Origin of the sequence: Acidiphilium multivorum AIU301 (assembly GCF_000202835.1) — a bacterium.
GTDB classification, from domain to species: domain Bacteria; phylum Pseudomonadota; class Alphaproteobacteria; order Acetobacterales; family Acetobacteraceae; genus Acidiphilium; species Acidiphilium multivorum.
The window spans coordinates 2,821,993-2,847,732 of sequence record NC_015186.1 but is presented as its reverse complement, the minus strand read 5'-3'; the positions used below and the strand labels follow the sequence as shown (position 1 = coordinate 2,847,732).

The window sequence follows — 25,740 nt, the reverse complement described above, 5'->3', positions numbered from 1 at the left end:
AGGAACATTTCCATGATCCCCATTACGCCTGAGATCATCGGCCCTGGCATTGAAGAAGAATATGAAGATGCCATGGAGCGCATCGCGTTCCTGCTCGACGCCTTCAAGGACTACCCCGCCTCGAACGAAACCGCGCATGGCCGCGTGGTCTATCAGCTCCGCTGGCTCAAGCAGGAGATCGACGCGCAGCGCTTGCCTGTTCCCGTGCATAAGAGCTGGATCGGCACGCTTTGCTACGTCGTTGGTTCCTGCGAGGTGGATGACTCCAAGGAAATCGCCAAAGCCTTGGGGGAGTTAAAGCGTATCTTGCAAGGCCCTGGCTTGCTCAAGCCTCGGCATTTCCCGGTTGTCGCGGCGCAGATCGACGATCTGGTGGCGGATATTCATCTATTTGGAGATCCGCTGACACCGGATGAAATAAAGTTCGTCGCGGATTTGGAAGACACCGCCAAGGGGATCCGATCCGGTCAAATTATTCCTCCGCTGACCGTTCCAAAAGGTATTCACCCTCTGAAGTTGGCTTTGATGCATGCCAAACGACTAGAAAATATACTCCCACAGCCACCAAACCCACATGAATATTGGAAACAATCACATTTTTTGCAACTTTCTCTATTTTCAGCCTGGCGTCCTTACGTAGCCCAAAAGCCTCCCTTGGGAGCGCCAAATCCTGGGCTGGGACCAGAAGCACCAGATTTCACGCTGGTTCGTGATCTGGTGAATACAAACGTAACGAAAACATAAGAGGCCATTTCGGAATGGAAGTGGAACGGCTTTGATGAGCGGTTGGATGGTTGGGCCGGATGTGATTTCGGGCAGGTGTTCGAAGCCTTGCCGGAGACACCATGTGGACGCCAACCACCCGTGCGCAGCATAGCCGCACTGGGCTGCGCTGTGGAAGTGACGTGACTGACGCGGAGTGGTTACTCCTCTCGCCGTTCTTGCCCGCGCCGAGCCCATGTCGCATAACTTGTAAAACTCGCGACAGGCTGTCGGCGAGCCACAACACATTGTTTTTCCTCGAATTCATTTGTCGCGTGTTTTGCCGCAGAACCCGCCTAACACACGACAAAATTAGAGATACTTACCTCCTGCTTTTGGCGGAACGACTGCTTTCGGGGATAGGACCCAGCCCCGCGAATGACCAACATGGGCGCTGAGCGTCCGTAGCGCGTTTGTGATGTTCGCAGAACGACAAAGCCCCCTCGTCCTGAGTTGGGACGAGGGGGCGTTGTCATGTGGATGAGTTCGGATCGGTGAGGGCGAGGAGGTTCCTGCCGCTGGCGATGGCGCGGTTGCCGCGGTTTTCCACGAGGCGGCAGGCATGGCGGATGGCGCTCATGTTGTCGCGGCGGATGCGGGCGGCGGTTGCGGTGTCCATGGCATCGGCGGGGTCCTCGCCGTCGCCGCCGAGCATGGCGGCGACGACGTCGAGCGTGTGCATCGCGAACTCGAGTGTATCGAGATCCGTGCTGAGCTGGACACCCGCATTAACCCTGTGAGTGTTGTTGAATTCGTGATTCACTGAGGCGGTCGTGAATTGGAGGCGTGTGGATGGAGGCGTGGTCGCTGTTCGGGCTTTCGGAGCATCTTGAGCGTCTGAGCAAGACCGGGGACCCGCTGGAGGTTCTGGAAGCGACGGTCGATTTCGAGCATTTCCGTGGCTGGCTGATTGACGGGCTGGGCTACGGGGACGGAGCCAGGGGTGGCCGCCCGCCCTTCGACCCTGTTTCGATGTTCAAGGCGCTGATCCTTCAGGCCCAGCACAATCTGAGCGATGCCAGGATGGAGTTCATGATCCGGGACCGCCTGTCCTGGATGCGCTTCCTGCGCTTTGATCTTGGCGGGCCGACGCCGGATGAGAACACGATCCGGCTGTTCCGTAACAAACTGACCGAGACCGGCACGCTGAAGCGGGTGATGAAGGCGTTCGACTGGCAGTTGCAGAAGAAGGGCTACATCCCGATGTCGGGCCAGATCGTCGATGCGTCGCTGGTGCCGGCGCCGAAGCAGCGGAACACGGACGTAGAGAAGGAGGCGATCAAGGCCGGCAAGACAGCGCGTGAGATCTGGCCGGACGAGCCCCACAAGGCAGCGCAAAAAGACACGGACGCGCGGTGGACGCTCAAGATCGGCGGCAAGATCCGGTATCGGCCGGACGGCACGCCACTGCCCCAGATTGCGCTGCCGGTGTTCGGCTACAAATCCCACATCGCGATCGACCGACGCTTCGGCTTCATCCGGGAGAGTGCGGTGACATCCGCATCCCATGCGGATGGCCGGGTGCTGCCGCGGTTGGTGACGACGGACAACACTTCCTCGGAGGTTTGGGCCGACAGTGCCTATCGTTCGCAGAAGAATGAGAAATGGCTGGCTTCAAGGATGCTGGTCAGCCGCATCCACAGACGCAAGCCGGCGGGCAAGCCGATGCCGCACAATATCGCGCGGGCCAATGCCGCGAAATCGTCGATCCGTGCCCATGTCGAACACGTCTTCGCCCACCAGAAGAACAGGTTCGGCCTGTTCATCCGCACCATCGGCATCGCGCGGGCCGAGGCGAAACTCATCCTGGCCAATATCGCCTACAATTTCGACCGGCTCATCTTCCATGAACGCGCCCAAGCCATGGGATGAATCCGTCCAGACCTCGGGATTGCGGCACCGATCGCGGCCTCCGCGACCCACGCAGACGGTCAAATAAGGCCCTTCAAACGGCCAAGAGCGCCGTATCCAGATTCAGATCCAACCAACCGCTAAATCCGCAAGGGTAAATACGGGTGTCCAGCTGATCGCGGACGGCGTTCAGGCGCACGGGATCGGCGGGCATGGCAACGAGTGCCGTGCCCGGTGTGACCGGATCGGTCATGGTGGTCTCCTGATGATATGGTTGGGGAATGGCGTGGCTGGGATCGGATCCCGGCGCAGACAGGGCCGGAGGAGCGTTTAGGTGGTTTCTCCCCGGCGACGCCAGGATGACTGTCTGCTCACCAGATGTGGGAATATAAACAAGTATTTCAATGTGTTATAGAAATATTCGTGCGATATTTGCTCTAAATGTCGAGCAATTCATTCCCTCCGCCGCCTGATCTTCTCCAGCCGCGCGTGGTCGTTCGCCGCCTGGGTCGCGGCGAGCATCTCGGCTTGGAAGAATTCGGTGGCGATGATGGCATTGGCCCGGTTGTAGTGCCCGGCCACGACCGCGTCGCTGATGTCGAGCACGGCGCGGGCGAGGCCGGGCTCGGTGCGATTGACCAGGGGTGCTGTGGTGCCGAGCGCGTGGCGGAACCGGTGCGGCCCGATCGCGACGCCGAGCAGGGCTTTGGACCGAACCCGGACGAGCTTCTCGATCCCCGGCTCAGCGAGCGGTTTGCCCAGCGTGCCGACCCAGAGCGCGCCATGATCCGTGCCACGCAGCAGGGCGGGGCGGATCTCGCCGAGATAGCGGTCGATGAATGGCGTCAGGCGAGCGGGGAGCAGAACGTTGTCACGCCGTGCGGTCTTGATCTGGTCGGGTCGGTAATCGATCCGGTAACGGCCGTCGACTTTGTGGAGATTGTCCGTTGCCATGGTCTGTGCCGTGGTGCGGAGGCGGCGGGCGCGGGCGCTCAGCACCGCGAAGATCAGCCCGTCGCGGAACTGGAGCAGCGCCTTGCGCCGCGTCCGGCACTGCTCCGCCGTCCCCATCAGGCGCAGCCCCTCGGCATAGAGGATGCGGGTATCGGGGATGAGGAGTTCACGCTTGTCCATGAACAGGCGCTGACGGACCGAGGCGCCGTTGGGCTGGAGGATGCAGGTCCGGTCGGCCTCGGGTGCCAGAACCCGGATCGCCAGGTTCAGTTCGGCGAAGCGGCCGGCGATGGTGAAGGGCGCATTGCCGCGCGCCATCAGGGCACGGAACCAGGCGGCGCTGCGGGGATGGGAGATCCGGGCCCCGGGTGGCGCTGCAGGGTCGAGCCATCCGGCCTCGTCGAGGAACCGCAGCCAGTAGGTATAGCCCCTGGCGATCTTGAGCCGGCTGGCGAGGCGCAGTGTGCTGCCATATCCGGGATCGTCGAGCGGATCGGCGGGCGCACAGTTCTGCTCCCATCGCTGCCGGTCGATCGCCGGCCAGGTGGCGAGATAGCGCGCAAGCCGCCGCGCAAGCCGGGCGTCGTCCCGCGACGCCGGCTTCTGTTCCCCAAGGTCACGCATCACGCTCTCCCTCCCATCGCTCTGCGGCGATCCGTCCTGCGGTCGGGCCCGGATTTCCGCGGGCGGAGCGTCCTCATCTGCTCGAGCACGGTCTGGTCGAAGCGGTCGAACGCACTGTCCTTCTCGGGGCCGGTATAGGATTTGCGTGCCGTCCGATCGGTCTTGTGGCCGAGCAGGACGCGGATGACCTCGAAATCCCCCGGATATCTCTTCAGATGGGCGACCGCGGCGCGATGGCGGACTAGATGGGAATTGATCTCGCAGCCCACCCGCTCGGCGACGATCCTCGCGAGCGTACTGCCCATCGCCTGCCGCGTCATCGGCCGCCCCTTCACGCCGGCGAAGAGGTAGGGATTGTCGGCTGCGGCGATCAGCGGGCGGAATTTTTGCTCCCACGCGATGATCATGTCGCTGGTCAGGGGCAGAACCGGGCGATCGATGGTCACGCGGTTCTTCACTTCCCCGGCCGGGATCAGGAAGCGGGTGATCGCGCTGCTGCCATGGCCCGGCCCGATGAAGTGGCGATCCCGGCGCAGGCCGAGCAGGTTGCTGACCCGGAACGCGTAGAACAGACCCAGATGCAGCACCAGCGCGCGCTTGGCCGCACTGACCGCGAGCACGCCGGAACTGGGCAGCAAAGCCTCCGCCTCCTCCATCAGCACTGCTGGCAGTGCGAGAATTTTCTGCTCGGCCTCCGGCGTCAGCAGCGGCTCGAGGCGTCGCCGGTTCTTCTCGGTCATCTCGCTGTATTCGGGCGTCACCGCCTTCTTCCATCCGGCGATGCGCTCGACCTCTGCCTTGGGCAGGCCGACATGGAATTTGGCGATCTGCCGGAGGATCTCGGCGACATGGCCGGCCGGGGCCGAGCGTTGCTTGCCGGCGCGGTCGCGCATGAAGCGGATGGCTTGGCGGGCCCGCTCGACCGGCACGACGAGGTCGCGGATACCGCGGATCTCCTCGAGCGGCACGCCGGTCTGCACCAGCGCCCAGACGGCCTGGCGGGCATGGCGCATGCGCTCCTCGATGGTGATGGCGCGCAGCGCCCGCCGTGGCGCCGGGGATGGTGATGCCCGACCGGCCAGACCGTCGTCATGATCGCCGCGGAGGTGATCGGCATCGAGATCATTGAGATCGGAACAGCCGAGGTGGCGCCGCATGCGCTCGATATCGGCCTGCAGGTCGGGATGCATGGTCTCGAGCGGGACGGTGCACCGGACCCGCTGGCGTGCGGCGCCGAGGATCGGCAGCCCGAGATTGGGCTGTTCACGTGCGGCCTTGTTCCATTGATAGCGCATCTGGGCGAACAGCCGGGACGGGCTGCGGCAGAGGGTCGCGGCACGGATCCAGGCCTGGCAGCGCTCGAAGCTCGCATCCGAGACCGTGGACGGCGGAATGCCCTCGCGGCTGTGGAACTCGATGAAGCGGGTGAGGGTGATTGCCGCCCGGGACGGGAGGCCGTCGCGAAGTGATCTCCAGTCGGCATCGAGGGGCGCTCGCGGCTCCAGCCGGCCGAGGCGGCGCATCGCGAAGCGTGTATTCGACCGCACGGTTGCCATCGAGGTCGCCGAGATGCCGAACAGCTGGGGTGGCTTGCAGAGCACCCTGTCGTTCAGCTCCGCCGCGCAGAGGCGCAGCTGGGCCGGATCGGTCCCGGCGATGCGGGTGAGTGCGCGCAGAGAGGAGATGATGCTCCGGCGACGTTCGTTCGCGAGATCGCTCCACGAGGCAACGAGCGCGATGGCTTCCGCAACGGTTGGTGCTGCGGGCGGAACATCGCCCCGACCCGGATGTTAAGTGTGTTCAGTCACTGTCGCGCCGTGGAACCGGCGCAGGGCGCTCCGCAGTTCCGATGCCGGGAAAGATTCCGAGCGCTTCGTGCAGGAGTTCTTCCACGAACCGCGAGAACGTGCCCGCCTTCGGATAGCGTCCCCCGATCGGTTCGTTCCTGAATGAGATCCACAGCAAGGCGCAGCACGTCACCGCGAAGTCCGCCGGGTCCGACATCTCCCGGCGCCCGTATCTTGTGCCCGCCACGTCCTGCTCGATCGAATAGGCCCCACGGTCCCCCATCGCCAGCAGCAGCCGGCACAGGGCGCGGAGACGCCGGGTCGCTCCGCGCCGGATCACCCCCACGCCGTGCGTTGGCGTTGCATGCGCCGCCGATGCTACGTGCCAGCCTCCTTCGACAATCCGCTTCGCCAAAAGGGCTTCGACCTCGAACGGTCATCCGCGCATTCTCATGGACGTTCTCCGGTCAGGGTCGGCGCTTCGTAACCCCAACCCCGTCCCCAAGCCCCGTGCGAGTAACCTTCATCGTTTCGACATCTGGCGCCACGGCGACGCCGTCGAGATCGAGCACGAGCTGCCCCGGCGCTGCACGGGAGCGTGTGTCGCGCTGCTGCCGGGCCCGTCCCCGACGCGAGCCGTGGCGGCGCTGCACCGCATCCGCCTCGCGCTGCGCCTCGGCCAGTTGCCGCCGCGCGAACAGCGCCGCCTTCGCCGCCCGCGCCGCCTCCTCATGGATCACAATCCGCGCCGGATACTCCGGGCAGAGCCGCGCCCGCTCGGCCGCGTCGAGCCGCCAGGGCTCATGCACCAGCGCCCCCGCCACCGCCGCCAGCTCCGGTACATGAAGCCGGATGAACCGGCCCGCCGGGTCCTGGTCGAATCCCTGCTTGACCGGCGAATACACCCGCACCGTGTTGATCCCGGTCTCGCCGGACTGCATCTGGCATTGCGGCCAGTGGATTCCCGGCTCGTAATCGGTGAACAGCCGCGCCAGCACCAAGCCGCTCTCCTGCCAGGGCAGGAACAGGTCATGGCTGGCGAACGACATCAGCATCGCCCGCATGCGGAAGTTGATCCATCCATGCGCCGCGAGGTAGCGCATCGCCGCATCGATGAAGGGATACCCCGTCCGCCCCTCCGCCCAGGCGGCGAGGCGCGCCGGATCGGCCGGCGGCCGCATCCCCTCGTAGATCCGGGCAAAGGGCCGCCACTCCGCCTCCGGCTCGGCCTCCAGCTTCTGGATGAAATGGCAATGCCAGTGCAGCCGGGCGATGAACGAGCGCAGCGCCGCCCCCCAGCGGCTGGCCGCCGGCACCTCGCGCTGCCGCCGCCAGGCCGCCTGCGCCGCCTCGCGGATCGAGACGCAGCCATAGGCGAGATAGGGCGAAAGCCGCGAGCACGCCGCCTCGCCCGACACCGGTGATGACATCGCCCTAGTATAATCCTCGCCCCTGCTGGCGAGGAACGAGCCCAGCGTTTCGAGAGCCGCCGCCCGCCCCGGCGCCTGGCCATGCCGCAACCCGTCCGGCGCGATGCCGAGTGCCGCCGCCGCCGGCACGCCTCCGGCAGCGAGTCCCTCCGGCAGCGCCGCCCAGGCGATGCCGCGTGGCTGCGGCAGCCAAGGTGCCGCCATCATCCGGTCCCAGTGCGCCGCCCAGCGGTCGCGATCCAGCGCCGGGCCACGAATCACGCCGAACTGGCGCAGCTCGGTCCACGCCACCCCCTGCGCCCGCGCCCAGCGCCGCACCGCCCGGTCCCGCGCATGGGTCCAGCGATTGCCCGTCTCCTCGTGCGACCACAGGGCGAACCCGCCGAGCCGCCGGCGCAGCGCCTCCAGCACCTCGATCGCGGGGCCGACGCACACCAGAAGCCGCCCGCCCGCCGCCGCGATCGCCGCCGCCAGATCCTCGATGCAGCCGGCAAGGAACGCATATTGCCGGTGCGAGACATCCGGCAGCCGCCAGTATTCCGGCTCGACGATCACCAGCGGCAGCACGGTGCCCGCAGCAGAAGCCGCCGTCAGCGCCGCGTGATCGGCAAGCCGCAGGTCGCGCTTGAACCAGACAACCGAAACACCCGTTCCCATGCCGCCCGAAATAATCGCCCGCGCCGATCGGACAAGACGCGGCGGACCAGACGAACCGCTCAGGCGCGCAGCAGCCCGCCCATCGGCGCAATCGCCGCACTCTCGGGGAAAATCCGCGCGAGCGCCTGCGGCCCCAGCCCGAACTGCGCCGCCAGCACGCCCTTGGCTAGCGCGCGCAGATCCGCCGTCGGCGCGAGGTCGCGGTTTTGGAACAGCTGCCTGTCCTTTAGTCCCGGCCAGGTCGCCAGCACCCGCCCGCCCTGCACCGCGCCGCCGGCAAGGAACGCGACCGTCGCGGTGCCATGATCGGTCCCGCGCGTGCCGTTGATCCGCGCGGTGCGGCCGAATTCGGTGATCACCAGCACCGCGGTCTTCGCCCAGGCCACGCCCAGTGCCGCTTTCAGCGCCGCCACCCCGCGATCGAGGCCGCCGAGCGGGCCGGGCAGCAACTGCATCTGGTTGACATGCGTATCCCACCCTTCGAGCTGGAAGGCGGCGATCCGCGGCCCCTGTGCCGCGGCGAGCAGCGTGCCCACCCGGGCGGCAAGCTCGGGAAACCCGTAGCGATCGGCCGGGCGGGCACGCCCCGCCGGCGACATCATCTCCTCATCGTCCATCGCTGGTGCCGCCCCGGCGGCGAAGGCCGTGCGGTCGAACCGCCGCGCGCCGAGCCCGCGGGCGATCGCCGGGCCGAACACCGGATCGCCCGCGTTGAGTCGGCCGATCGCCGCATACAGGCCCTGATCCGGCTGCGCGAAGCCGACCGGCGCATAGGCGCCCACGGGAGCCGCCCCGCGCAGGATCAGCGGCGTGCCGATCCCCGCCGCCAGCCCGATCCCGCCCGGATCGCCATCCGCCGGCAGCTCGCCGATCAGCCGGTTGAGCCAGCCCGAATTCATGCCGATCTGTTCGACACCGGTCTGCAACAGATCCTGCGCCTCGAAATGGCTGCGCGTCCGATACGGGCCGGCGATCGCGTGCACCGCCAGCAGCTCGCCCGCGGCATAGAGCGTGTGGAACCGCGCCAGCGCCGGGTGCAGCGCGTAGAACCCGCCGAGATCGTGCCACGACGCCGCCTGCGGCACGAGGCCCGGCCGCAGCCGCGCGAGATCGGGGTCGCCATGGGGAATGACGGCCTCCATCCCGTCGAGCGCGCCGCGCAGCAGCACGACGACGAAGCGCGCCTCGGTCGGCGCGGCGGCGAGGGCGAGCCGGGTCCGGCCCAGGGTTGCGACGGTCGCGAGGCCCAGCAGCGTCGCGCGGCGGGAGAGGTTCATGTCGGTCACCGTCTGAGAAATTCGGGAGAGGCGAACAGCAGCGCCAGCGCCTCGCGCGGCGAGCCGGCGGTGCTCACCGCCGCCAGCGTTTCCGGGCGAAGCTGCGCGCCGAGTGCGGCCGTGGCGATGGCGGCGGGCGCGCGGTCGTGGCTGCGCCCGGCCATGGTATAGGCGAAGTCGATCCGCGCCAGCACCGCATCCGGCCCGCTCCAGTCGCCGCCGAGATCCGACCATCCATCGGGCAACGGCGCCGCCCAGAGCGGCTGGCCGAGCCGCCGCAGCATGCCCAGCGCCGCCGGCACCTTCGCCTCGGTCTCGCCGAGCGCGCGGCCGACCGAGAGGAAATACTCGACCGGCGTCTTGATCTTGCGCCCGGGACTCCATGCCTGCGGCAGATCGACCAGCGCCGCCGAGGCCGCCCGCAAATCGCCCTGGGTGCCGGCCAGCACGCCGGCGACATGCGCAACCGCCGCCGCCGGCGGCTGGTCAGCGACGAAATGCCGCACCAGCTTGGTCGCCAGCGCCGTCCAGGTGGTGTGATAGGTCGAGAGGAACCGCAGCGCCGCGATGCCCCCCGCCTCGCCCGGCGGAAAGCTGCGCCCCATCAGCGTCTGCGGCCCCGGCTCATGGGCGAAGGGGCGGAAGCGGAACCCGGTCGGCTCCGCCCTCGGATCGACCGACCATCCGGTGAGCAGCTTCGCCATGGCGATGACGTCCTGCTGGCTGTAGCCCGCGCGCAGGCTCACCGTGTGCAGCTCCATGCACTCGCGGCCGAGATTCTCGTTGAGCCCGCGATGCCGCCGCACCCCGGCCCGGCTGTCCGGCCCGACCGACCCGGCATTGCCGAGATAAAGCAGCATCGCCGGGTGCCGCTCCACCGCCAGCACCATGTCGGTGAACCGGCCGGTGACATGCGGGCGAATCGCCTCGCGCAGGAACGGGCCGATCAGCGCCGCGGTGCCGCCCTGGCGCATCGACACGGTGAAATGATTCGCCCAGAACCACACCAGCCGCTCGCGGAACGGCGCGTTGGTGCGCAGCGCCCAGCCGAGCTGGGCGGCGGCATCGACGCGGAACATCTCCCGGCTGCGCGGCTTGAAATGATCCTTGAGCGAGAGTCCCTGCCGCGCCAGCCGCTTGCGCGTCATCCGGTCGTCGCGCAGGGCGGCGAGGGCGGCGGCCCCGCTCGGCAGTCCGGCGAAGGAGGGTGTTGCCAGAGCGGGGTCCGGCCCGTCGAGCTGGCCGAGCAGCCAGGCGCGCGGATCGGTCGGCGGCTTCTGGTCTGGCCGTCCGCCCAGGCCAAACCGGATCATCGCCTGTGCGGGCGTGAGTGTCACCGCCCGTGCGGATGCGAGGGTCATCGCCGCCGCCCGCTCAGCGCCAGCGCCAGTGGCCGGGAATCCACCTGCCGCGCCAGTTGTAATGCCCCGGCACCCAGACGCGCGGCGGCGGCGCGACATAGACGGGCGGCGGATAGAGGGGCGCCGGCACGGCGATGCCGATGGCAAAACGCGGCCCCCACCAGGGGTGTCCCCAGGCGCGGGCGGCATGCGGCACGGCGGCGAGGCCGAGGCCGAGCGCAAGCCCGAGCGCGGCCCGCGCCGGGCGCCGGAAAGCGATGGTGCTGAACTTGTATGTCATGTCGTCAGCCCTGTCCTTGAGCGTTGCAACAATGCCGGATCGGCGCGCTCAGCGGCACCGATAGGGGTGCCAGTAGCACCAGCCATGGCGCGGCCCGGCGGGATAGACCACGCATCCCGCAAGCCCGCCGGCGAGCCCGGCGAGCAGGATCGCGGCCACCGCCCGCCGCGCGATCCGCGCCGCCCGGCCCGGCCGTGCATCCTGGGTGGGCGTAAAACGGAGCGTACGAGACAGCATGGGCGAGATCCTCAATGATCTGTGGCGCGTCGACCGCGTGGGGCATGTATCCCGTTCAACGCGCGGGTGCCGAACATCCGTCGCCACCTTCAGCCCTTCGGTGCCACCGAATCCCCGCCCGGCGGCGGCGGAGCAAAATTCCCACCTGGCGGGGGCGCAAAACGGCCGCCCCGCCGTTGCAGCTCGCCGTGTTCGGCGAGGCCGCGCGCCAGTTTCCGCCGCTCGCCGGGCGGCAGGGTGGCGGCGAAGCGCAGCGCCGCGTTGTCGAGCTTCGCCAGCAGCTCGGCGCGGTCCCGCCGCGCCCTGGCCAGCAGTGCCGCGATCGCGGCGCGGTCGAAGTCGGGGCGGACGAACAGCGCCCCCGCCTGCTGACGGCGCAGCCGCGCGTCGCGGATCAGGTCGCGATTGTCGCGGATCACCGCGAGCATCGCGGCGCGGAAGCGGGCGCGGTCCGCCGGCTTCAGGGCGTGGCCGGCGGTCTGGATCGGGCCGGGATGGCGATGCGGCGGCCTGTGCCAGCCGCCCCGGTGCGACAGCACCGCGAGCCCGCCGCCAAAGGCGCCGATCATGAGGGCATTGACGAGCAGCGAGGCAACGAGGCCGATCTGCAAGCGGCTGGTGGTCACAGCGTATCACTCCAGTTGGCGGCATTTCCGCAGGATGGCACCGGCGCGCCGAGCACGGTGAGGGATTGCGAACAAGCCGCCCCGCCCGCCGGCACGAGGCGGGCGACCAGCACGGCGCCGATGGCCCCGCCGCTGGCCAGCGCACCGGCGAGGCCGAGCCCGGCGAGCCAGAGCCGGCCGCGCCGCCACAAGGCCCGCCGCCGCGCGGCATCGCGGGCGATCCGCCCGGCCAGCGCCGCCCCCGGCGCCGGCACCGCCCAGCGCGCCAGCGTCGCATCCAGCGCCGCCTCGGCCGCGAGAATGGCGTCCGCCGCCGCCGGATCGGCCTCGCGAAAGGCGCGGGCGGCGTCGCGCTCGTCGGCGGGCCAGCGGTCGATCGCGCCGCCATAGGCGGCGGCAAGGGCGGCGAAGCGTTCGGGCGTCATGGTCGCAGATCCTCGAGCTGTTGGCGCAGGGCGCGGCGGGCGCGGGCAAGCAGGCTTTCCAGCGCCTCGACGCTGATGCCCAGCGCCGCCGCGGCCTCGATATTCGACAATCCCTGATACACCTGCATCACCAGCGCCTCGCGCTGGCGCGCCGGCAGGGCGGCAACCGCGCGCTCCACGCGCCGCGCCTCGGCGTCGCGCGCGAGCATGAAATCCGCCCCCGGCGCCGGGTCCACCTGGTCCGGCGGCTCGGCGACGGCCACTTCCCGCCGCCGCCGCAACCGGTCGAGGCACAAATTGAGCGCGACGCGGTGCAGCCAGGTATCAAACCGCGCCGCCCCCGGCCGCCAAGCCCGCGCCTGCCGCCAGACCCGCAGGAACACCTCCTGGGCCACGTCGTCGGCCAGCGCCGAATCGCGCAGCAGCCGCAGCGCGAGCCCGTGCACGCGCGGCAGCTTGTGCGCCATCAGCGTCCGAAACGCCGCCTCCTCGCCCATGCCGATCCTTGCCAGCAGGTCCGCATCCGGGTCCCCGTCCGGGTCTGTCATGTCCTCGCGGGTGCCCGCCTTGCGCTGGTTGCCGCGCCGACCGGCCCATCCGGTCGGCATCCGGCCCATTCAACGCACGGGCGACGGGTTTCCGTCGCCGGCGCGGGAGCGCCTCTCGCCGTGCGCGCATTCAACCCAGCCGTACCAGCGGTAGCAGGCCCGCCGACGCGCGGGCAAGGGTGCCGGTCGCGAGCAACAGCGTGCCGCTCGCAAGCCTGCGCCCGTCGCCGAGTTCGAGGCCGAGCCGCACCGCCGCGACACCGCACAGCAACTCCGCCCGGCAGGCCTCGGCCCGGGCGAGCAGAGTAGCGTCGAGCCGCCTGCGGGTCGGTGAAGGGCAGTGGCACTGCCTGCTCGCGGCCGCGCCGGAGCAGCCGCACCCGGACATTTCGAAGAACCCTGGGATCGAGGTGGTTTGAGGGTCTGAGTATGCGCCTTGACGAATTTGGGCTGGGTGCGGCGTTCATAGGGACGCGGACTCACCAATAGCCCCAATTCTACATGGAATCCCGAAGATTAGTTCTCCTCATCGAATAAGCTCACGGCTTCCAGCCGGTCCATAGTATCTGATTCGGCATCAGCACCTGCGATTAGTCTTGCCTCGAATCTGAACTCCGGCGCGGATATGTCGATACCCACAAGGTCGACAGAGCGGAGCAAGTGCCTACGAAGCTAGCGCCGGCGAAGGCGCAATGCCAAATTGCGCCGTCACCGCCTTGCAACTCAAACCATTATCAACCGCAGCCAGAAGCCGCACGCGCAAATCCATCGAGAGAGGCAGCCCCATCCAGGACGACATCCTTTATCAGCGCGGACTCTGAATCATGTGTGGACGGCCCGTTGGGTTCAAGTCGTTAAAGCAGAATTTGGTATCGGTTCGAATGCGGTCATGTGTCCGGCCTTTGACGCGGTGGTCTGACCGCTGGCCCAGATGGGTGCCGCGAGCAACATCCAAACAGAAATTGCGGCATGGAACTGCCGTAGATTCAGACGGATTTTGTTGCTCGTCGGTTCGACCGATAACCATCTCCTGTTTGCCCCTAAACCCTCGGCACCGGCGCGCGGATCAGGCGGCTACCGGCTGACGCCGATACGCTTCACCACGCGCCATCATGGCCCAGATGATCCGGGCCATCTTGTTGGCCAGAGCGATCGCCGCGACCTTGCGCGGCTTCCGCTCCAGCAATTGCAACAGCCAAGCGGTCGCTGATTTGCTGCCTGGTTTAGCGAAGCGGATCACCGCCATCGCCCCGACCACGAGCAACTGTCGCAACCTCTCATTGCCTGCCTTACTTATCTTTCCCATACGATGCTTGCCGCCGGTGGAATGCTCTCGCGGAGTCAGCCCGAGCCACGCTGCAAAATGCCGCCCGGTCTCAAAATTCGCGGGGTTCACATTGAGCGCCATGGTGATCGCGGTGATTGCCCCAACGCCGGGAATCGCGGCGAGGAGCTTGCTGACCGCGTTGGCCTTGTGCTGTTCGAGCAGCTGTCTCTCCAGTGCGTCGATCTTTGCATCGAGATCCGTCACATGCTGACCCATTTGCTCAAACATCGCCTTTGCAATTGCTGGAATCGCTTCCTCGGCAGACAGGAGAACAAGCAATGCTGAGACGTTCGCGCAGCCCTTGGCGGCAACGATGCCAAATTCCGCCGCGTGCCCCCGCAACGCGTTGATCGCCTGGGTTCGTTGATTCACCAAGAGTTCCCGGTGCTTCACGATGATTGCTGCCGCTTGCTCATCCACCGATTTGACCGGAACCGTGCGCATGGTCGGGCGGGATGCTGCCTCACTGATCGCTTCTGCGTCGTTGCGATCATTTTTACTCCGCTTCACGAAGGGCTTCACATATTGCGGTGGGATCAACCTGACCCGGTGGCCCATACCGCCCAACACCCGCCCCCAGTGGTGCGAGCCTGCGCAAGCTTCAAGAACCACCTCCGTCGGAGCCAATTTGACGAAGAACGGTTCAACCTGAGCCCGCCTGATCTCGCGCCGGAGTAACGGGCGCTCCTGGTCATCGACCCCATGGATCGTAAAAACATGCTTGGACGTGTCTATAAAAATCCGCTTAAATTCCATTGGGCGGCCCTTTCATTAGGTTCGTTGTTCGACCCTATATTGGCACATTGGATGCCGTTGGGCCGTCCACCCCAACAGAATTCTACGTCAGCGGGAATCACCCATCGATTCAAACAGGTCAAAAAAACGCCCTTAAAGGAAAAGGCGTTGCGGCTGTCGCGACCCTTTCGACCTAACCGGCATCTAATAGTTCGCCCAGAAGCCGATTGGGAAAGCGGCGCTTCTGAATGATTGCATAGAACGTCTCCGTAACCTCTGGTATCCGGCAGTGCTCAACGAGGACGCCGGCATCCAGTTCGTCACGAACGACGATCGGCGGCACAAGGGTGACGCCCTCTCGCTCGCGAGCCAGCAAGCGTAGCATTGCCATGTCATCGACCTCGGCGAGGATCGTGGGTCTGACCCCGGCCAACTCGAGGACGCGGTCGAACGCGACACGTATATCGCTATCGAGGCTGGGTAAGAGGATTGGTTCCGACTTTAGATCATCCGGAAACCTGAACTTGCGCCTGGTTCGACGCGGGCGGCCCACCAGGCTGACAGGCTGCTCGTTGAGCAAATGATTACGCAGCGAGGATCGCGCGTCCCGCGGCGCAGCGCTGTTTGCCAGAACCACATCGACTGCGTGGGCTTCCAACTGGGCGAGCAGATCGCGGATGTTTCCAGATCGAACGATCAGTTCGACATCCGATCGTCCGACCAACGGTCGGAGGAACTCAAGTTGGAAATTCCGCGACAGGGTCGTCAGCGCGCCGACCCGAAGAACCTGCCGGGTGGCCAGGGGCTGTCCGCGCAAGGTGCTCATGAGTTCGTCACCCGTCTTGAACACCGTGTCGGCGTAGTCGAGCGTGATCCGGCCGGCTTCCGTCAGCACGAGCTTTCTGCCCGCACGCTCGAAAAGCGGATGCCCCATCTGATGTTCGAGCTTCTGAATTTGAACGGAAAGAGCCGATTGAGACAGGTTCATGAGCTCTGCTGCTCGTGTGAGGCTCCCCTCATGAGCCACCGCCCAGAAGTATCGTAGGTGATTGTAGTTCAGATCCCTCATAACGTTCTATTAAAGCGAATGAATTTGCAGAAACAATGAATTTTTTCCGGATTTCATAATCGGGTACGACCCTGCCCGAACAGTTTTTGCCTTTGAAGGGGATTTTCGTGCAGCTATTTTTCGCGCCGATGTCGGCGCCCGTTCCGTTGCTCCTCGCAGGAGCAACCGGATTCCTCGATCGTGGTCGTCGGCCCAAACTGGCCCCCTCATTGGCTGAAGCCGCTTCGCTCCTCGCATTGCTTGCAGCGATCTCATCAGCGATCGGCCTGATACTCTTGGGCGCGGGTGACAGTCCCGTCGTCGGGCTTCGAGGCGTCGGTCTCTGTACCCGAGTTGATGCAGTCAGTGCGTCCATGCTGGTTTTAGTCACGTTCGTCGGCTGGATCGTCGTCCGTTATGCGCGGACCTACCTGGACGGAGAGGCCCGCCAAGGTGCTTTCACCGGCTGGCTTTGCCTGACGCTGGCATCTGTGGTGCTCCTGGTCACCGCCGGGAACCTGTTCCAACTGGTGATCGCCTGGATCGCCACCAGCCTCTTCCTGCACAGGCTTCTGCTCTTCTATCCGCAGCGGATTGCCGCGCAGCGCGCGGCGCGAAAGAAATTCATCACAGCGCGACTCGGCGATGCCGCGCTTCTGGGCGCCGCTTTCCTGCTGGTCGCTGCGTATGGAACATTCGACATAGGGGCTATCCTTGCGGCCGCGCGGTCAGGTTCGGGCGGAGGGCTAGCCATCGCCGCCGCGGGCCTTCTGGGGATCGCCGCCGTGCTCAAGTCGGCTCAGTTTCCTGTTCATGGCTGGCTTACCGAAGTCATGGAGACGCCCACGCCGGTGTCAGCGCTCCTCCACGCCGGTGTCGTCAACGCCGGCGGCTTCTTGTTGATCCGCTTTGCAGAGGTCATGCTACTGGCGCCGGGCATGCTCGCGGCGCTCGTCGTGATCGGCGGATTCAGCGCGCTCTTCGGCAGTCTGGTCATGCTGACGCAGCCCGCGGTCAAGACTTCGCTCGCCTGGTCTACCGTCGCCCAGATGGGATTCATGATCCTGGAGTGCGGCCTGGCTCTCTTCCCCCTGGCGCTGCTGCACATCGTGGCGCATTCGCTCTACAAGGCCCATTCATTCCTCGCTTCCGGCGGTGCCGTTGAGCGTGTGGCTGCAATCCGCAGGCCGGGCCCGGTCGCCATCCCGAAGGCTGGCGCCGTGGCGCGTGCCTTTCTGTCGGCGCTCGCCATCTACGTCTTCGTCGGCGCTTGCTTCGGCTTCGAACACAAGTCTCCTCAGGAGATCGCGCTCGGCGCGATTCTGATCTTCGGCGTCGCTTACATGCTGGCCCAAGGATTGGCTGACGCGGCGCCCCGCGCGCTCACCCAGCGCACGGTGGCCTATGCCGTGGCGACCTCATTCGGCTACTTCGCTCTGCAGTGGTCGGCGATCTCGATCACCGCGAATGTCCTGCCGGTGCCGCCGCACCCCGGTCCGCTGGAATGGGCGCTGATAGCACTGACGGTCGCAAGCTTTGGTCTCGTTGCCGTCTTGCAGGCCATGTTTCCGCTCTGGGCCTATCACCCCGCCGCCGCTGGGCTGCGAGTGCATCTCTCGAACGGGTTCTACGCCAACGCGATCTTCGACCGGCTAATCGGCGGTTGGTCTGTGCGCAACCCATCCTAACCGACCAGGAAGAACGACCATGACCAACAAAATTCCTTCATCCTGGCCCAACCCTCAGGCATTGACGATCGCCATGGATCGCGCCGCCCGGGCGATACCGCCGGCCTGGCCTCTGGCGTCGAGCGTCGCGGTCAATCCGTTTCTGGGGCAAACCGAGGAGCCACTCGCCAAGGTCGGCGCCCGGCTCGCTCGGGTCGCTGGCGCTCGCGTCACCATGCCCCGGCGCTGGTATGCTCAGAAGATCGCAGCGGGCGTAATCAGCGAAGCTGATCTCGAGGCGGCGATAGCGAGCGCGCCGGTCGGCTCGCTCTCAGTCGATATATCGACTCTCAAATCCGCAGCTAACGCAGAAGCGCTGCCGCCGAAAGCCCTTCCGACGATCGCCGAACTCGCGGCGTACGCATCCGGCATCGATTGGCCGGGTATCATCGCCGAACGCTTCGGAGCCTGGGCCGCCGGCTATTTCGACGAAGGACAGGCGCTGTGGGCTGCTCCGAAGGGGAAGCGCGCCTACGCCGCCTGGAGGGCGGTTGCCGCCCACGACCTCACGCCCGAAATCGCCGGCCTTCGGGACTTCGCCCTCAATGTATCGGAGGCGCCAGAAACCGCGTTGGCGATAGTCGAACGGGTCGTTGCTCGGCTTGGCCTCCCTGCGGATGCGGCCGAAACCTATTTCCATCAGATGCTCATGACGCTTGGGGGATGGGCGCACTACGCCCGCTACAAGCTTTGGCAGGCCGAGCTCGCGGGCGGCGCGGACGAGACGATCACGGACTTCCTCGCGATCCGGCTGATCTGGGAAGAAGCGCTCTTTCTGCAGTATGATGCTGAGATCGCCGCCGCGTGGCGTGGCGTCCGGACGGCGCATGCGGCGCCTGTTGAGCCGACTCGCGATATTGCAATCGATGCCATCCTTCAGGCGGCTGCCGAACATGCCGCCCAGCGCGCGTTGGCCCAAACGCTGGCGGAGCATTCACCGCACGCGCTCAATGACCGGCCCGCGCTCCAGACCGCCTTTTGCATCGACGTTCGCTCGGAGGTCTTTCGCAGGGCGCTCGAGAGCATGGATCCCCGAATCCAGACGATAGGCTTTGCGGGCTTTTTTGGTCTGACGACCTCGCACCGGCGCTTCGCTTCTGACGTCGAGGAAAGGCGGCTGCCTGTTCTGCTCAATCCCGCACTCAGGTCGTATTCTGGCGGCCTGGATGCCCACGCGAAGGATCAGTCCACGCGTGTAAAGACGCGCGCAAGACGCGCCTGGGGCCGGTTCAAGCTCGCCGCAGTCTCCTCCTTCGCCTTCGTCGAGGCGACCGGTCCCGTTTATGTGGGCAAGCTCCTGACGGATGCGTTGGGATTGCAAGTCTCCCCGCCGCCAAGCGACCCGTCGCCTCGACTCGATCCCGCTCCTGACCTGGCGACTCGGGTTGAGACTGCAGAGACCGTGCTTCGCGCGATGTCCCTGACGCGCGATTTCGCGCGGCTCGTTCTGTTCGTGGGTCACGGCGCAAATGTCGTGAATAATCCTCACGCCAGCGCGCTGCATTGCGGAGCCTGCGGCGGGTATTCGGGTGAGGTCAACGCCAGGCTGCTCGCGTCGCTTCTGAACGATGCGAAGGTGAGAGGGGGACTCTCGCGGAATGGTATCGAGATTCCAGACGACACGCACTTCGTGGCGGCCCTGCACGATACCACGACTGACGACGTGACCCTCTATCTCGATGATCATCCCTCCGCCGCCCACAGGGGCGACCTCGATCAGGCGAGACTCTGGCTCACATCGGCGGGCAAGATTGCGCGAACCGAGCGCGCCCTCCGCTTGCCTCGCGCCGCAAGCGATGCCTCTCTTCCCAAGAGGGGCCGCGACTGGTCCGAGACCCGGCCGGAATGGGCGCTCGCGGGATGCCAAGCCTTCATCGCCGCTCCGCGCCGGCGCACTGCCGGCAAAAGCCTGGGAGGCCGGGCCTTCCTGCATGATTACGACTGGAAGCAGGACAAGAGCTTCAGCGTTCTTGAGTTGATCTTGACAGCTCCGGTCGTCGTGGCGAGTTGGATCAGCTTGCAATATTATGGTTCGACCGTGGCGCCCGACGTGTTCGGGGGCGGCAACAAGCTCCTGCACAACGTCACCGGCGGGATCGGCGTGGTCGAGGGTAACGGCGGGCTCTTGCGCGTCGGCCTGCCTTGGCAATCGGTTCATGACGGCGAGCGTTACGCGCACGATCCGCTGCGTCTGTCGGTCTGCATCGAGGCGCCGCGTGAGGCGATGTCGGAGATCCTTGGCCGGCACGCTGACGTGCGGGCGCTGTTTGACAACGGCTGGCTACATCTGTTCGCCCTCGATGAGGCTGGGCGCATGGCCTGGCGCTATGCAGGCGATCTTCAGTGGTCGGCGATGGGAAACCTGGATGCCCCTGCCGCGTCGCAGCGTCTCAAGGTGTCGGTCTGACGCCATGCCTGGACAGCCCTCAGCGCGAATTCAGGTCTGGAGCCAAGATCATGACCCGGGCCATAAACCATCTCGCCACGTTGGAGTTGGATACTATTCACTGACGCCACGGGTACGCCGATTGCGTTCCACTCCTTCGGCGGCTGGAAGGTCTCGCTATGCGGCGACCACCACGTGCACGGCCGCGGAAGCGCGTGCTTTTACATCAAGCTCAAGATGGCCACGGCCCCGCAGGCCCACTGGCCTCCGTGTGCCAACGCCGAATTCGTGTTGCCGACGACCTCGTGACGCTGCCCTCGGCGTGGCGCAGCGCGGCCCGGATCGCCGACCCGGGCCGCCTTCGTTCAGCTGACCGCCCGCCAGCCTCCCGTCCGTGATGATTCGATGGCGGCATCGACGACTTTCTGCACCTCCCAAGCCTCGCGGAAATCCGGTCCCCGTCGGGCGCCGCCGGCGATCGCATCGAGAAACTCGGCCATTTCGATCGTCTTGAGATCGTTGAAGCCGAGTTGATGCCCGGGCGCCACGCAGAACTGCCCGTAAGGCGGGTGAGCCGGCCCGGTCTCGATCCGGGTGAAACCCGCCCGCGCCGAATCGCCCCCCGCGCGACAGAACAGCAGCTCGTTCAGCCGCTCCTGGGTAAACACCAGCCCCCCCTTCGAGCCGCTGATCTCGAAGCCGAGCTGCATCTTCCGCCCCGTCGCCACCCAGTTTGCCTCGATCGAGCCACCGTAGCCGCGCGCGAAGCGCAGAGTGAGCCGCGCGATATCGTCCACCAGAACTGGCCGCCGCTCCGCTGCCCCCGGTGCGACAGGGCGCGTCTTTACCGCAGTTTCAAGTGTTGCGTTCACTTCGGCGATCGGGCCGAGCAGGTAGCGCGCCATGCCGATGATGTGACTGCCGATATCGGCGATCGCGCCGGCCCCGTTGGACGGATCGGTGCGCCAGCTATGCGGCTGGTCCGGGTCGGCCATGTAATCCTCGGCGTGGATGCCGCGAAACCCGGTGATCTCGCCGAGTTCCCCGGCCTCGATCATCGCCCGTGCATGTTTCAGCAGTGGATTCTTGATGTAATTGAACCCGGCTTGGGTCACCACGCCGGCGGTCTCGGCGGCGCGCGTCATCTCCTCCGCCGTCGCCGCGTCCGGCGCGATCGGCTTCTCGCAGTGAACATGCTTGCCCGCCGCGATCGCTTCCAGCGCCATCTCCCGGTGGAACGCGTTCGGCGCGGTGATTGAGACGATCTCCACATCCGGCGCAGCCACCACCCGCCGCCAGTCGCTCTCATGCCGCGCGAAGCCGAACTGCGCCGCCGCCGCGGCTGCTGCCCCTGTATCGACATCGCAGACGACGCGCAGGGCGGGACGTAGCGCACCTGGCAGGATTCCGGCGGCGGCGCGCCAGGCTATTGCGTGCGCCTTGCCCATGAAGCCGGTGCCGATCAGACCGATGCCGATTTCCCGCATGGCTTCAGACCCGGACCGCGCGGCCGGTCAACGCCGATTCCAGCGCGCAATCGGCAAGCCGCAGCGCCTGGCGGCCGTCGCGTGCGGTCACCGGCATCGGCGCGCCGGCTTCGACTGCCGCGCGGAACATCTCGAACTCGGTGCGATAGGCGTCGGCATAGCGTTCGAGAAAGAAGTTCAGCAGCGGCTCGCGCGCGTCGGTCACCGCACTGCTCCAGCGCCGCACCGTGGTCGGGCGCAGGTTATCGTTCATCAGCATCCCCGCCGAGCCGAACACCTCGAAGCGCTGGTCATAGCCATACACGGCGGCGCGGCAGCAATTGATGTGGCACTGCCGGCGGGACTCCGTGCGCAGGTTGACCATCACCGTGTCGAAGTCGCCAATTTCCGCCAGGTTCGGATCGATCAGCCGGCTCGCCGTCGCCATCACCTCCACCGGTTCCTCGCCGAGCAGGAAGCGCGCCATGTCGAAATCATGGATCGTCATGTCCCGGAAAATCCCGCCGGAATGTTCGAGATAGGCGCGCGGCGGCGGCGCCGGGTCGCGGCTCGAGATGATCACCTGCCGCACCTCGCCGATTTCACCGGCGTCGATCGCGCGGCGCAGTTCCTGCGAGGCCGGATCGAAGCGCCGGTTGAACGCCAGCATCACCCGTCCATCGAGCCGCTCGACCTCGGCGACCGCCGCATCCGCCTTGGCGATGTCGAGATCGATCGGCTTCTCGCACAGCACGGCCTTGCCGGCGCGCACCGCGGCGAGCATGAGCGCGACATGCGTGTCGGTCGGCGTGCCGATCACCACGGCATCGACATCTGCGCGCGCCAGCACGGCTTCGGGATCGGTCGAGGCGGCGCCGCCAAGTTCCCGCGCGAGGTCCTCCGCCGCGCTTCCGAACGGATCGGCAATGGCAACGAGCTTCGCCTGCCGGTTGGCGGCGGCATTGGCGGCATGGATCCGGCCGATGCGGCCGGCGCCGAGAACGGCAACCCTCAACATTGAAGACACTCCGGGTTCTGGGGCCGCGGCCCCGGGTTCGAGAGACCGCGCCGGCGCCGGCGCGGCAGGTTCATGCACCGGCCGGCGCGGCCGCATACCCGATCGCCGCGCGGTTGACGACGAGCGCGGGGTCGAGCCGCCCGGCGAAATGGTCGAGAATGTTGCGCGCTGCGGCGAGCGACATCCGCATCGCGCATTCCTGCGTCAGTCCGGCCACATGCGGCGTCAGCAGCACGCGTTCGTTGTCGAGCAGTCCCCGGCCCGGGTGTGGCGGTTCCTCAGTGAACACGTCGAGCCCGGCGCCGGCGAGGCGGCCGGCGCGCAGCGCCTCATCGAGTGCCGCGTCATCCACCAGCCCGCCCCGCGCCGTGTTGATCAGGAAGGCGGAAGGCTTCATCCGCGCGAGCTCGGTCGCGCCGATTACCGGGGCCTGTCCCGCGCGCGGGATGTGCAGCGACACGAAATCCGCTGCCGCCAGCGCCCCGCCCAGATCGTCCGCCGGAACGGCCCCGGCATCGCGGATTGCCGCCGGATCGGCCATCGGATCACGCACCATGACCTGCATCTCGAAGGCCTGCGCCATCTTCGCCACGATCCTACCAATCCGGCCGAAGCCGATCACCAGAAGGCTCTTGCCGGCGATGTCTCCCGCCTCGCGGCTGTCACGGCGATGCCATTCGCCCGCCCGCGTCGCCCGGTCGTAATCCGGCAGGCGGCGGGCGAGGGCGAGAATCATCATGAGCGCATGTTCGGCCACCGAGCGGGAATTGACGTCGCCAACCAAGGAAAGCGGAATCCGGCGCGCGTTCAGCGCCGGGACATCGACCGAATCATACCCCACCCCATGCCGAGAGACGATGCGTAGCTGAGGTGCGGTCGCAATCACCTCCGCTGGCATCGGTTGCGTGCGAATCAGCACTGCGTCGGCCCGAACGATCAGCTTCGCGTAGGACTCGAGTGAAACCTCATCGACCACGTCCAGCGTGATGCCCTCCGCCGCCCGCAGCGCATCGATCCCGGCCTCGTGAATCCGTCCGGCGACAAGAACATGCGGCATGTCAGGACTCTCCCGCGCCGGCGGTGAGGCGCCGTGTCGTCTCCACGCTCGCGCGCGCGGCATCGGCCAGCAGCCGCACATCGTTCGACACGGTGACGAGATCGAACCCCCACCCGATCGCCTTCGCCGCATAGGCAGGCGAGCCATTGTGCAGGCAGGCGCGGATGCCCGCCTGGTGCGCCGTGTCCAGAATTGTGCCGATCGCCTCGACGAGTTCCGGTTCCACCCGGTCAAATCCGGTCGGAAAGCGCCGTCCGGTCAGGCCAAGCGTGAGGTCGGCCGGCCCGATATAGACGCCATCGAGCCCGGGCGTTGCCACAATCTCGGCGAGATTGGCGAAGGCCTCGGCGGTCTCGATCATCGCCAGGCAGATCATCTCCCGATCGGCCTCGCGCCCGTAATCGGCGCCGGCGGAGAAATTCGCCCTGGTTGGGCCGAAGCTGCGCGTCCCGACGGGTGGATAACGGACATAGGACACCAGCCGCTCGGCATCCTCGCGCGTGTTCACCATCGGGCAGATCACGCCATAGGCGCCGGCGTCCAGCGCCTTCATGATCCAGGTCGGATCAAGCCATGGAACGCGCACAAGTGGCGTTACACCGCTAGCCCGCATCGCCTGCAGCATCGTTGTCGCCACCTCGTAGCCGACCAACCCGTGCTGGAGGTCGATCGTGATCGAGTCGTATCCCTGCGCCGCCATGATCTCGGCAGTGAATGGACAGCCGATTGATAGCCAGCCATTGATCGCAGCCCCGCCCGCGCGCCATGTGCGCAACACATTGTTCGGGATCATTGCCGGCTACCGGTCATCGCAACGTTTCTTGCGATGCCGCATCCGCACGCTATAGTGGCAGCTGACCGGACTGCGTCGCCGTACTGCATGCCCTGACTATGGAGGCAGGACGAAGGCGCCATGGGCGGCGGGCACGTGCGGATCGATCGGATCATCGGAAGGCGGTTCCTCGTCTTGTTGTGCCGATTGTGTTCATGGTGTGACACAGAAAACATATTGCCGAAAAATATAATCTGCAACAAAAATTCCAAACCGATTCTGTCTTCCCATACGGGCATCGGTGTCCGGTCGCGAACGAAACCAGTGAAGCGGAGAGTGGGTGAATGGTCAGGGGTAAGTCGACGTCCGGCAGCGGACTGCCGGAGAACTATGAGGGCATCGTCAATCTCATCACCGCGCAATATCCCAACCTTTCTTCGGGATTTCAGAAAATCGCCCGTTTCGTCACACAAAATCCCAATGTCGTCGCGCTCGAATCGATCAGTGTCATCGCGCTGCGATGTGACACCCATGCTTCCAGCCTGGTCCGTTTCGCCCAGGAATTCGGCTATTCCGGGTTCAAGGAATTGCAAGCCGTGTTTCAGACCCGGCTTGCCACGGCGGCGCCGGGGTTCCGCGAGCGGGTCAAGGCGCTGGATGGCGAACTGTCCCGCCATGCGCGCTCCGGCAATCTCGGTTACCTGCGCGATCTTGTAGTGCGCGACATAGCCGCCCTACAGGACCTGCTCGAACGCGTTCCCGAGGACACCCTCACCGCAGCGGCCCGCTTGATCACCGGGGCCGACACGATCTACATCGCCGGCCAGCTCCGCTCCGAACCCATCGCCCTGCTGCTGCGCTACCTGCTGACCATGCTGCACCGCCGCGTTGTCCTGCTCGATCCGGCGGGCGGCCTCGCGCAGGAAATGGCGGAAACAATGACGCGCGGCGACGTGCTCGTCGCCATCGCCTTCCGGCATTATGCGCAGGAGGTGGTGGCGATTTCCGAGCGCGCGGCCGCGAGCGGAACGCCCGTCATTGCTATTACCGATAGCCAGCTGTCGCCGATCGCCAAGGATGCAAAGGCGCTCTTCACGGTTCCGGAGGATGAATACTCGTTCGCGCGCACGCTCGCGGCGCCGATGTGCCTCGTACAATGCCTTGCGGTGGCGAGTGCGGCGATCCTTCAGCGCGGCCGAGATGAAATGCCACGTATCCCCACCGTCACCGAGAAGGATCGCAGCCGCGGTGCCGCCGGCCCGCGCCGCCGGCGCGCTGAAGGAACCTGACGCTTCCGGCGGCGGCATTATTGCAATAAAGCTTGCAATATAAAATAATCGGCAATAAAAATTCTAAAGCCGCGTAGGTCGCTTGCCGAGGCCGCG

24 protein-coding genes and 1 pseudogene are annotated in these 25,740 nt (G+C 66.2%); 6 read left to right on the top strand and 19 right to left on the bottom strand.

Features of this window, described 5'->3' with window-relative positions; translation table 11 throughout:
• The first annotated feature begins 12 nt into the window (after nt 1-12).
• Together ACMV_RS19960 and ACMV_RS21225 are read left to right on the top strand one after the other, a co-directional pair.
• Nucleotides 13-744 carry a hypothetical protein gene (locus ACMV_RS19960; protein WP_013640680.1) on the top strand — a complete coding sequence of 244 codons (732 nt, stop codon included), beginning with the start codon at nt 13-15 and terminating at the stop codon, nt 742-744.
• A gap of 101 nt (nt 745-845) precedes the next feature.
• Nucleotides 846-962 (top strand): annotated as a pseudogene (locus ACMV_RS21225) (IS5/IS1182 family transposase); the annotation flags it as partial.
• Between the two features lie 272 nt (nt 963-1,234).
• Here ACMV_RS21225 and ACMV_RS12835 read toward each other — a convergent pair.
• Nucleotides 1,235-1,525, bottom strand: coding sequence for a hypothetical protein (locus ACMV_RS12835; RefSeq protein WP_013640679.1), 291 nt, complete (start codon nt 1,523-1,525; stop codon nt 1,235-1,237).
• Between the two features lie 29 nt (nt 1,526-1,554).
• Here ACMV_RS12835 and ACMV_RS12830 point away from each other — a divergent pair, with 29 nt between their 5' ends.
• Nucleotides 1,555-2,634: an IS5/IS1182 family transposase gene (locus tag ACMV_RS12830; protein WP_013640678.1), complete on the top strand. Its 1,080-nt coding sequence runs from the start codon at nt 1,555-1,557 to the stop codon at nt 2,632-2,634.
• Between the two features lie 73 nt (nt 2,635-2,707).
• On the opposite strand, the gene ACMV_RS20870 is transcribed toward ACMV_RS12830, so the two are convergent.
• The 14 genes from ACMV_RS20870 to ACMV_RS12760 all read right to left on the bottom strand — a co-directional run bounded on the left by ACMV_RS20870 (nt 2,708) and on the right by ACMV_RS12760 (nt 15,950).
• Entirely contained in the window at nt 2,708-2,866 is a 159-nt protein-coding gene (locus ACMV_RS20870) for a hypothetical protein (RefSeq protein WP_013640677.1), read from the bottom strand.
• A gap of 200 nt (nt 2,867-3,066) precedes the next feature.
• A complete protein-coding gene (locus tag ACMV_RS12825; RefSeq protein WP_013640676.1) occupies nt 3,067-4,191 on the bottom strand; it encodes a site-specific integrase in 1,125 nt (374 codons plus the stop codon).
• Nucleotides 4,191-5,792 (bottom strand): tyrosine-type recombinase/integrase, encoded by a 1,602-nt coding sequence (locus ACMV_RS12820; RefSeq protein ID WP_013640675.1) that lies wholly within the window; start codon nt 5,790-5,792, stop codon nt 4,191-4,193. The genes ACMV_RS12825 and ACMV_RS12820 overlap by 1 nt, the downstream gene beginning before the upstream one ends.
• A gap of 199 nt (nt 5,793-5,991) precedes the next feature.
• Nucleotides 5,992-6,393: a hypothetical protein gene (locus tag ACMV_RS12815; protein ID WP_231844407.1), complete on the bottom strand. Its 402-nt coding sequence runs from the start codon at nt 6,391-6,393 to the stop codon at nt 5,992-5,994.
• A gap of 52 nt (nt 6,394-6,445) precedes the next feature.
• Nucleotides 6,446-8,065, bottom strand: coding sequence for a cryptochrome/deoxyribodipyrimidine photo-lyase family protein (locus tag ACMV_RS12810; protein ID WP_013640673.1), 1,620 nt, complete (start codon nt 8,063-8,065; stop codon nt 6,446-6,448).
• Nucleotides 8,066-8,124: 59 nt separating this feature from the next.
• A complete protein-coding gene (locus ACMV_RS12805) occupies nt 8,125-9,342 on the bottom strand; it encodes a DUF1501 domain-containing protein (RefSeq protein ID WP_041665363.1) in 1,218 nt (405 codons plus the stop codon).
• A gap of 5 nt (nt 9,343-9,347) precedes the next feature.
• Nucleotides 9,348-10,703, bottom strand: coding sequence for a DUF1800 domain-containing protein (locus ACMV_RS12800; protein WP_013640671.1), 1,356 nt, complete (start codon nt 10,701-10,703; stop codon nt 9,348-9,350).
• Nucleotides 10,704-10,716: 13 nt separating this feature from the next.
• Nucleotides 10,717-10,983, bottom strand: coding sequence for a hypothetical protein (locus tag ACMV_RS21550; RefSeq protein WP_013640670.1), 267 nt, complete (start codon nt 10,981-10,983; stop codon nt 10,717-10,719).
• Between the two features lie 48 nt (nt 10,984-11,031).
• Nucleotides 11,032-11,220 carry a hypothetical protein gene (locus tag ACMV_RS12790; protein ID WP_013640669.1) on the bottom strand — a complete coding sequence of 63 codons (189 nt, stop codon included), beginning with the start codon at nt 11,218-11,220 and terminating at the stop codon, nt 11,032-11,034.
• An 89-nt stretch (nt 11,221-11,309) separates the two neighbouring features.
• Nucleotides 11,310-11,846, bottom strand: a complete 537-nt coding sequence (locus tag ACMV_RS12785) for a periplasmic heavy metal sensor (protein ID WP_013640668.1) — start codon at nt 11,844-11,846, stop codon at nt 11,310-11,312.
• A complete protein-coding gene (locus ACMV_RS12780) occupies nt 11,843-12,271 on the bottom strand; it encodes a hypothetical protein (protein WP_013640667.1) in 429 nt (142 codons plus the stop codon). The genes ACMV_RS12785 and ACMV_RS12780 overlap by 4 nt, the downstream gene beginning before the upstream one ends.
• Nucleotides 12,268-12,879 (bottom strand): RNA polymerase sigma factor, encoded by a 612-nt coding sequence (locus ACMV_RS12775; RefSeq protein ID WP_231295271.1) that lies wholly within the window; start codon nt 12,877-12,879, stop codon nt 12,268-12,270. The genes ACMV_RS12780 and ACMV_RS12775 overlap by 4 nt, the downstream gene beginning before the upstream one ends.
• A gap of 1,006 nt (nt 12,880-13,885) precedes the next feature.
• Nucleotides 13,886-14,902 (bottom strand): IS110 family RNA-guided transposase, encoded by a 1,017-nt coding sequence (locus ACMV_RS12765; protein ID WP_013640665.1) that lies wholly within the window; start codon nt 14,900-14,902, stop codon nt 13,886-13,888.
• Between the two features lie 172 nt (nt 14,903-15,074).
• Nucleotides 15,075-15,950 (bottom strand): LysR family transcriptional regulator, encoded by an 876-nt coding sequence (locus ACMV_RS12760; protein WP_035188059.1) that lies wholly within the window; start codon nt 15,948-15,950, stop codon nt 15,075-15,077.
• A 107-nt stretch (nt 15,951-16,057) separates the two neighbouring features.
• On the opposite strand from ACMV_RS12760, the gene ACMV_RS12755 reads away from it, so the two are divergent.
• Nucleotides 16,058-17,617 (top strand): proton-conducting transporter transmembrane domain-containing protein, encoded by a 1,560-nt coding sequence (locus tag ACMV_RS12755; RefSeq protein ID WP_013640663.1) that lies wholly within the window; start codon nt 16,058-16,060, stop codon nt 17,615-17,617.
• A gap of 19 nt (nt 17,618-17,636) precedes the next feature.
• Nucleotides 17,637-20,063 carry a YbcC family protein gene (locus ACMV_RS12750; protein ID WP_013640662.1) on the top strand — a complete coding sequence of 809 codons (2,427 nt, stop codon included), beginning with the start codon at nt 17,637-17,639 and terminating at the stop codon, nt 20,061-20,063.
• A gap of 344 nt (nt 20,064-20,407) precedes the next feature.
• Here the strand turns inward: ACMV_RS12750 and ACMV_RS12745 are convergent, their stop codons facing one another.
• The 4 genes from ACMV_RS12745 to ACMV_RS12730 all read right to left on the bottom strand — a co-directional run bounded on the left by ACMV_RS12745 (nt 20,408) and on the right by ACMV_RS12730 (nt 24,376).
• Complete coding sequence (locus ACMV_RS12745) at nt 20,408-21,529, bottom strand: Gfo/Idh/MocA family protein (protein WP_007421623.1); 1,122 nt, start codon at nt 21,527-21,529, stop codon at nt 20,408-20,410.
• Nucleotides 21,530-21,533: 4 nt separating this feature from the next.
• Entirely contained in the window at nt 21,534-22,526 is a 993-nt protein-coding gene (gene iolG / locus ACMV_RS12740; RefSeq protein WP_013640661.1) for an inositol 2-dehydrogenase, read from the bottom strand.
• Between the two features lie 70 nt (nt 22,527-22,596).
• On the bottom strand, nt 22,597-23,583 hold the full coding sequence (locus ACMV_RS12735; RefSeq protein ID WP_007421625.1) for a hydroxyacid dehydrogenase: 987 nt from the start codon (nt 23,581-23,583) through the stop codon (nt 22,597-22,599).
• A gap of 1 nt (nt 23,584) precedes the next feature.
• On the bottom strand, nt 23,585-24,376 hold the full coding sequence (locus ACMV_RS12730; RefSeq protein ID WP_013640660.1) for an HpcH/HpaI aldolase family protein: 792 nt from the start codon (nt 24,374-24,376) through the stop codon (nt 23,585-23,587).
• Nucleotides 24,377-24,699: 323 nt separating this feature from the next.
• Here ACMV_RS12730 and ACMV_RS12725 point away from each other — a divergent pair, with 323 nt between their 5' ends.
• Nucleotides 24,700-25,644 (top strand): MurR/RpiR family transcriptional regulator, encoded by a 945-nt coding sequence (locus ACMV_RS12725; RefSeq protein WP_007421627.1) that lies wholly within the window; start codon nt 24,700-24,702, stop codon nt 25,642-25,644.
• Nucleotides 25,645-25,740: the final 96 nt, after the last annotated feature.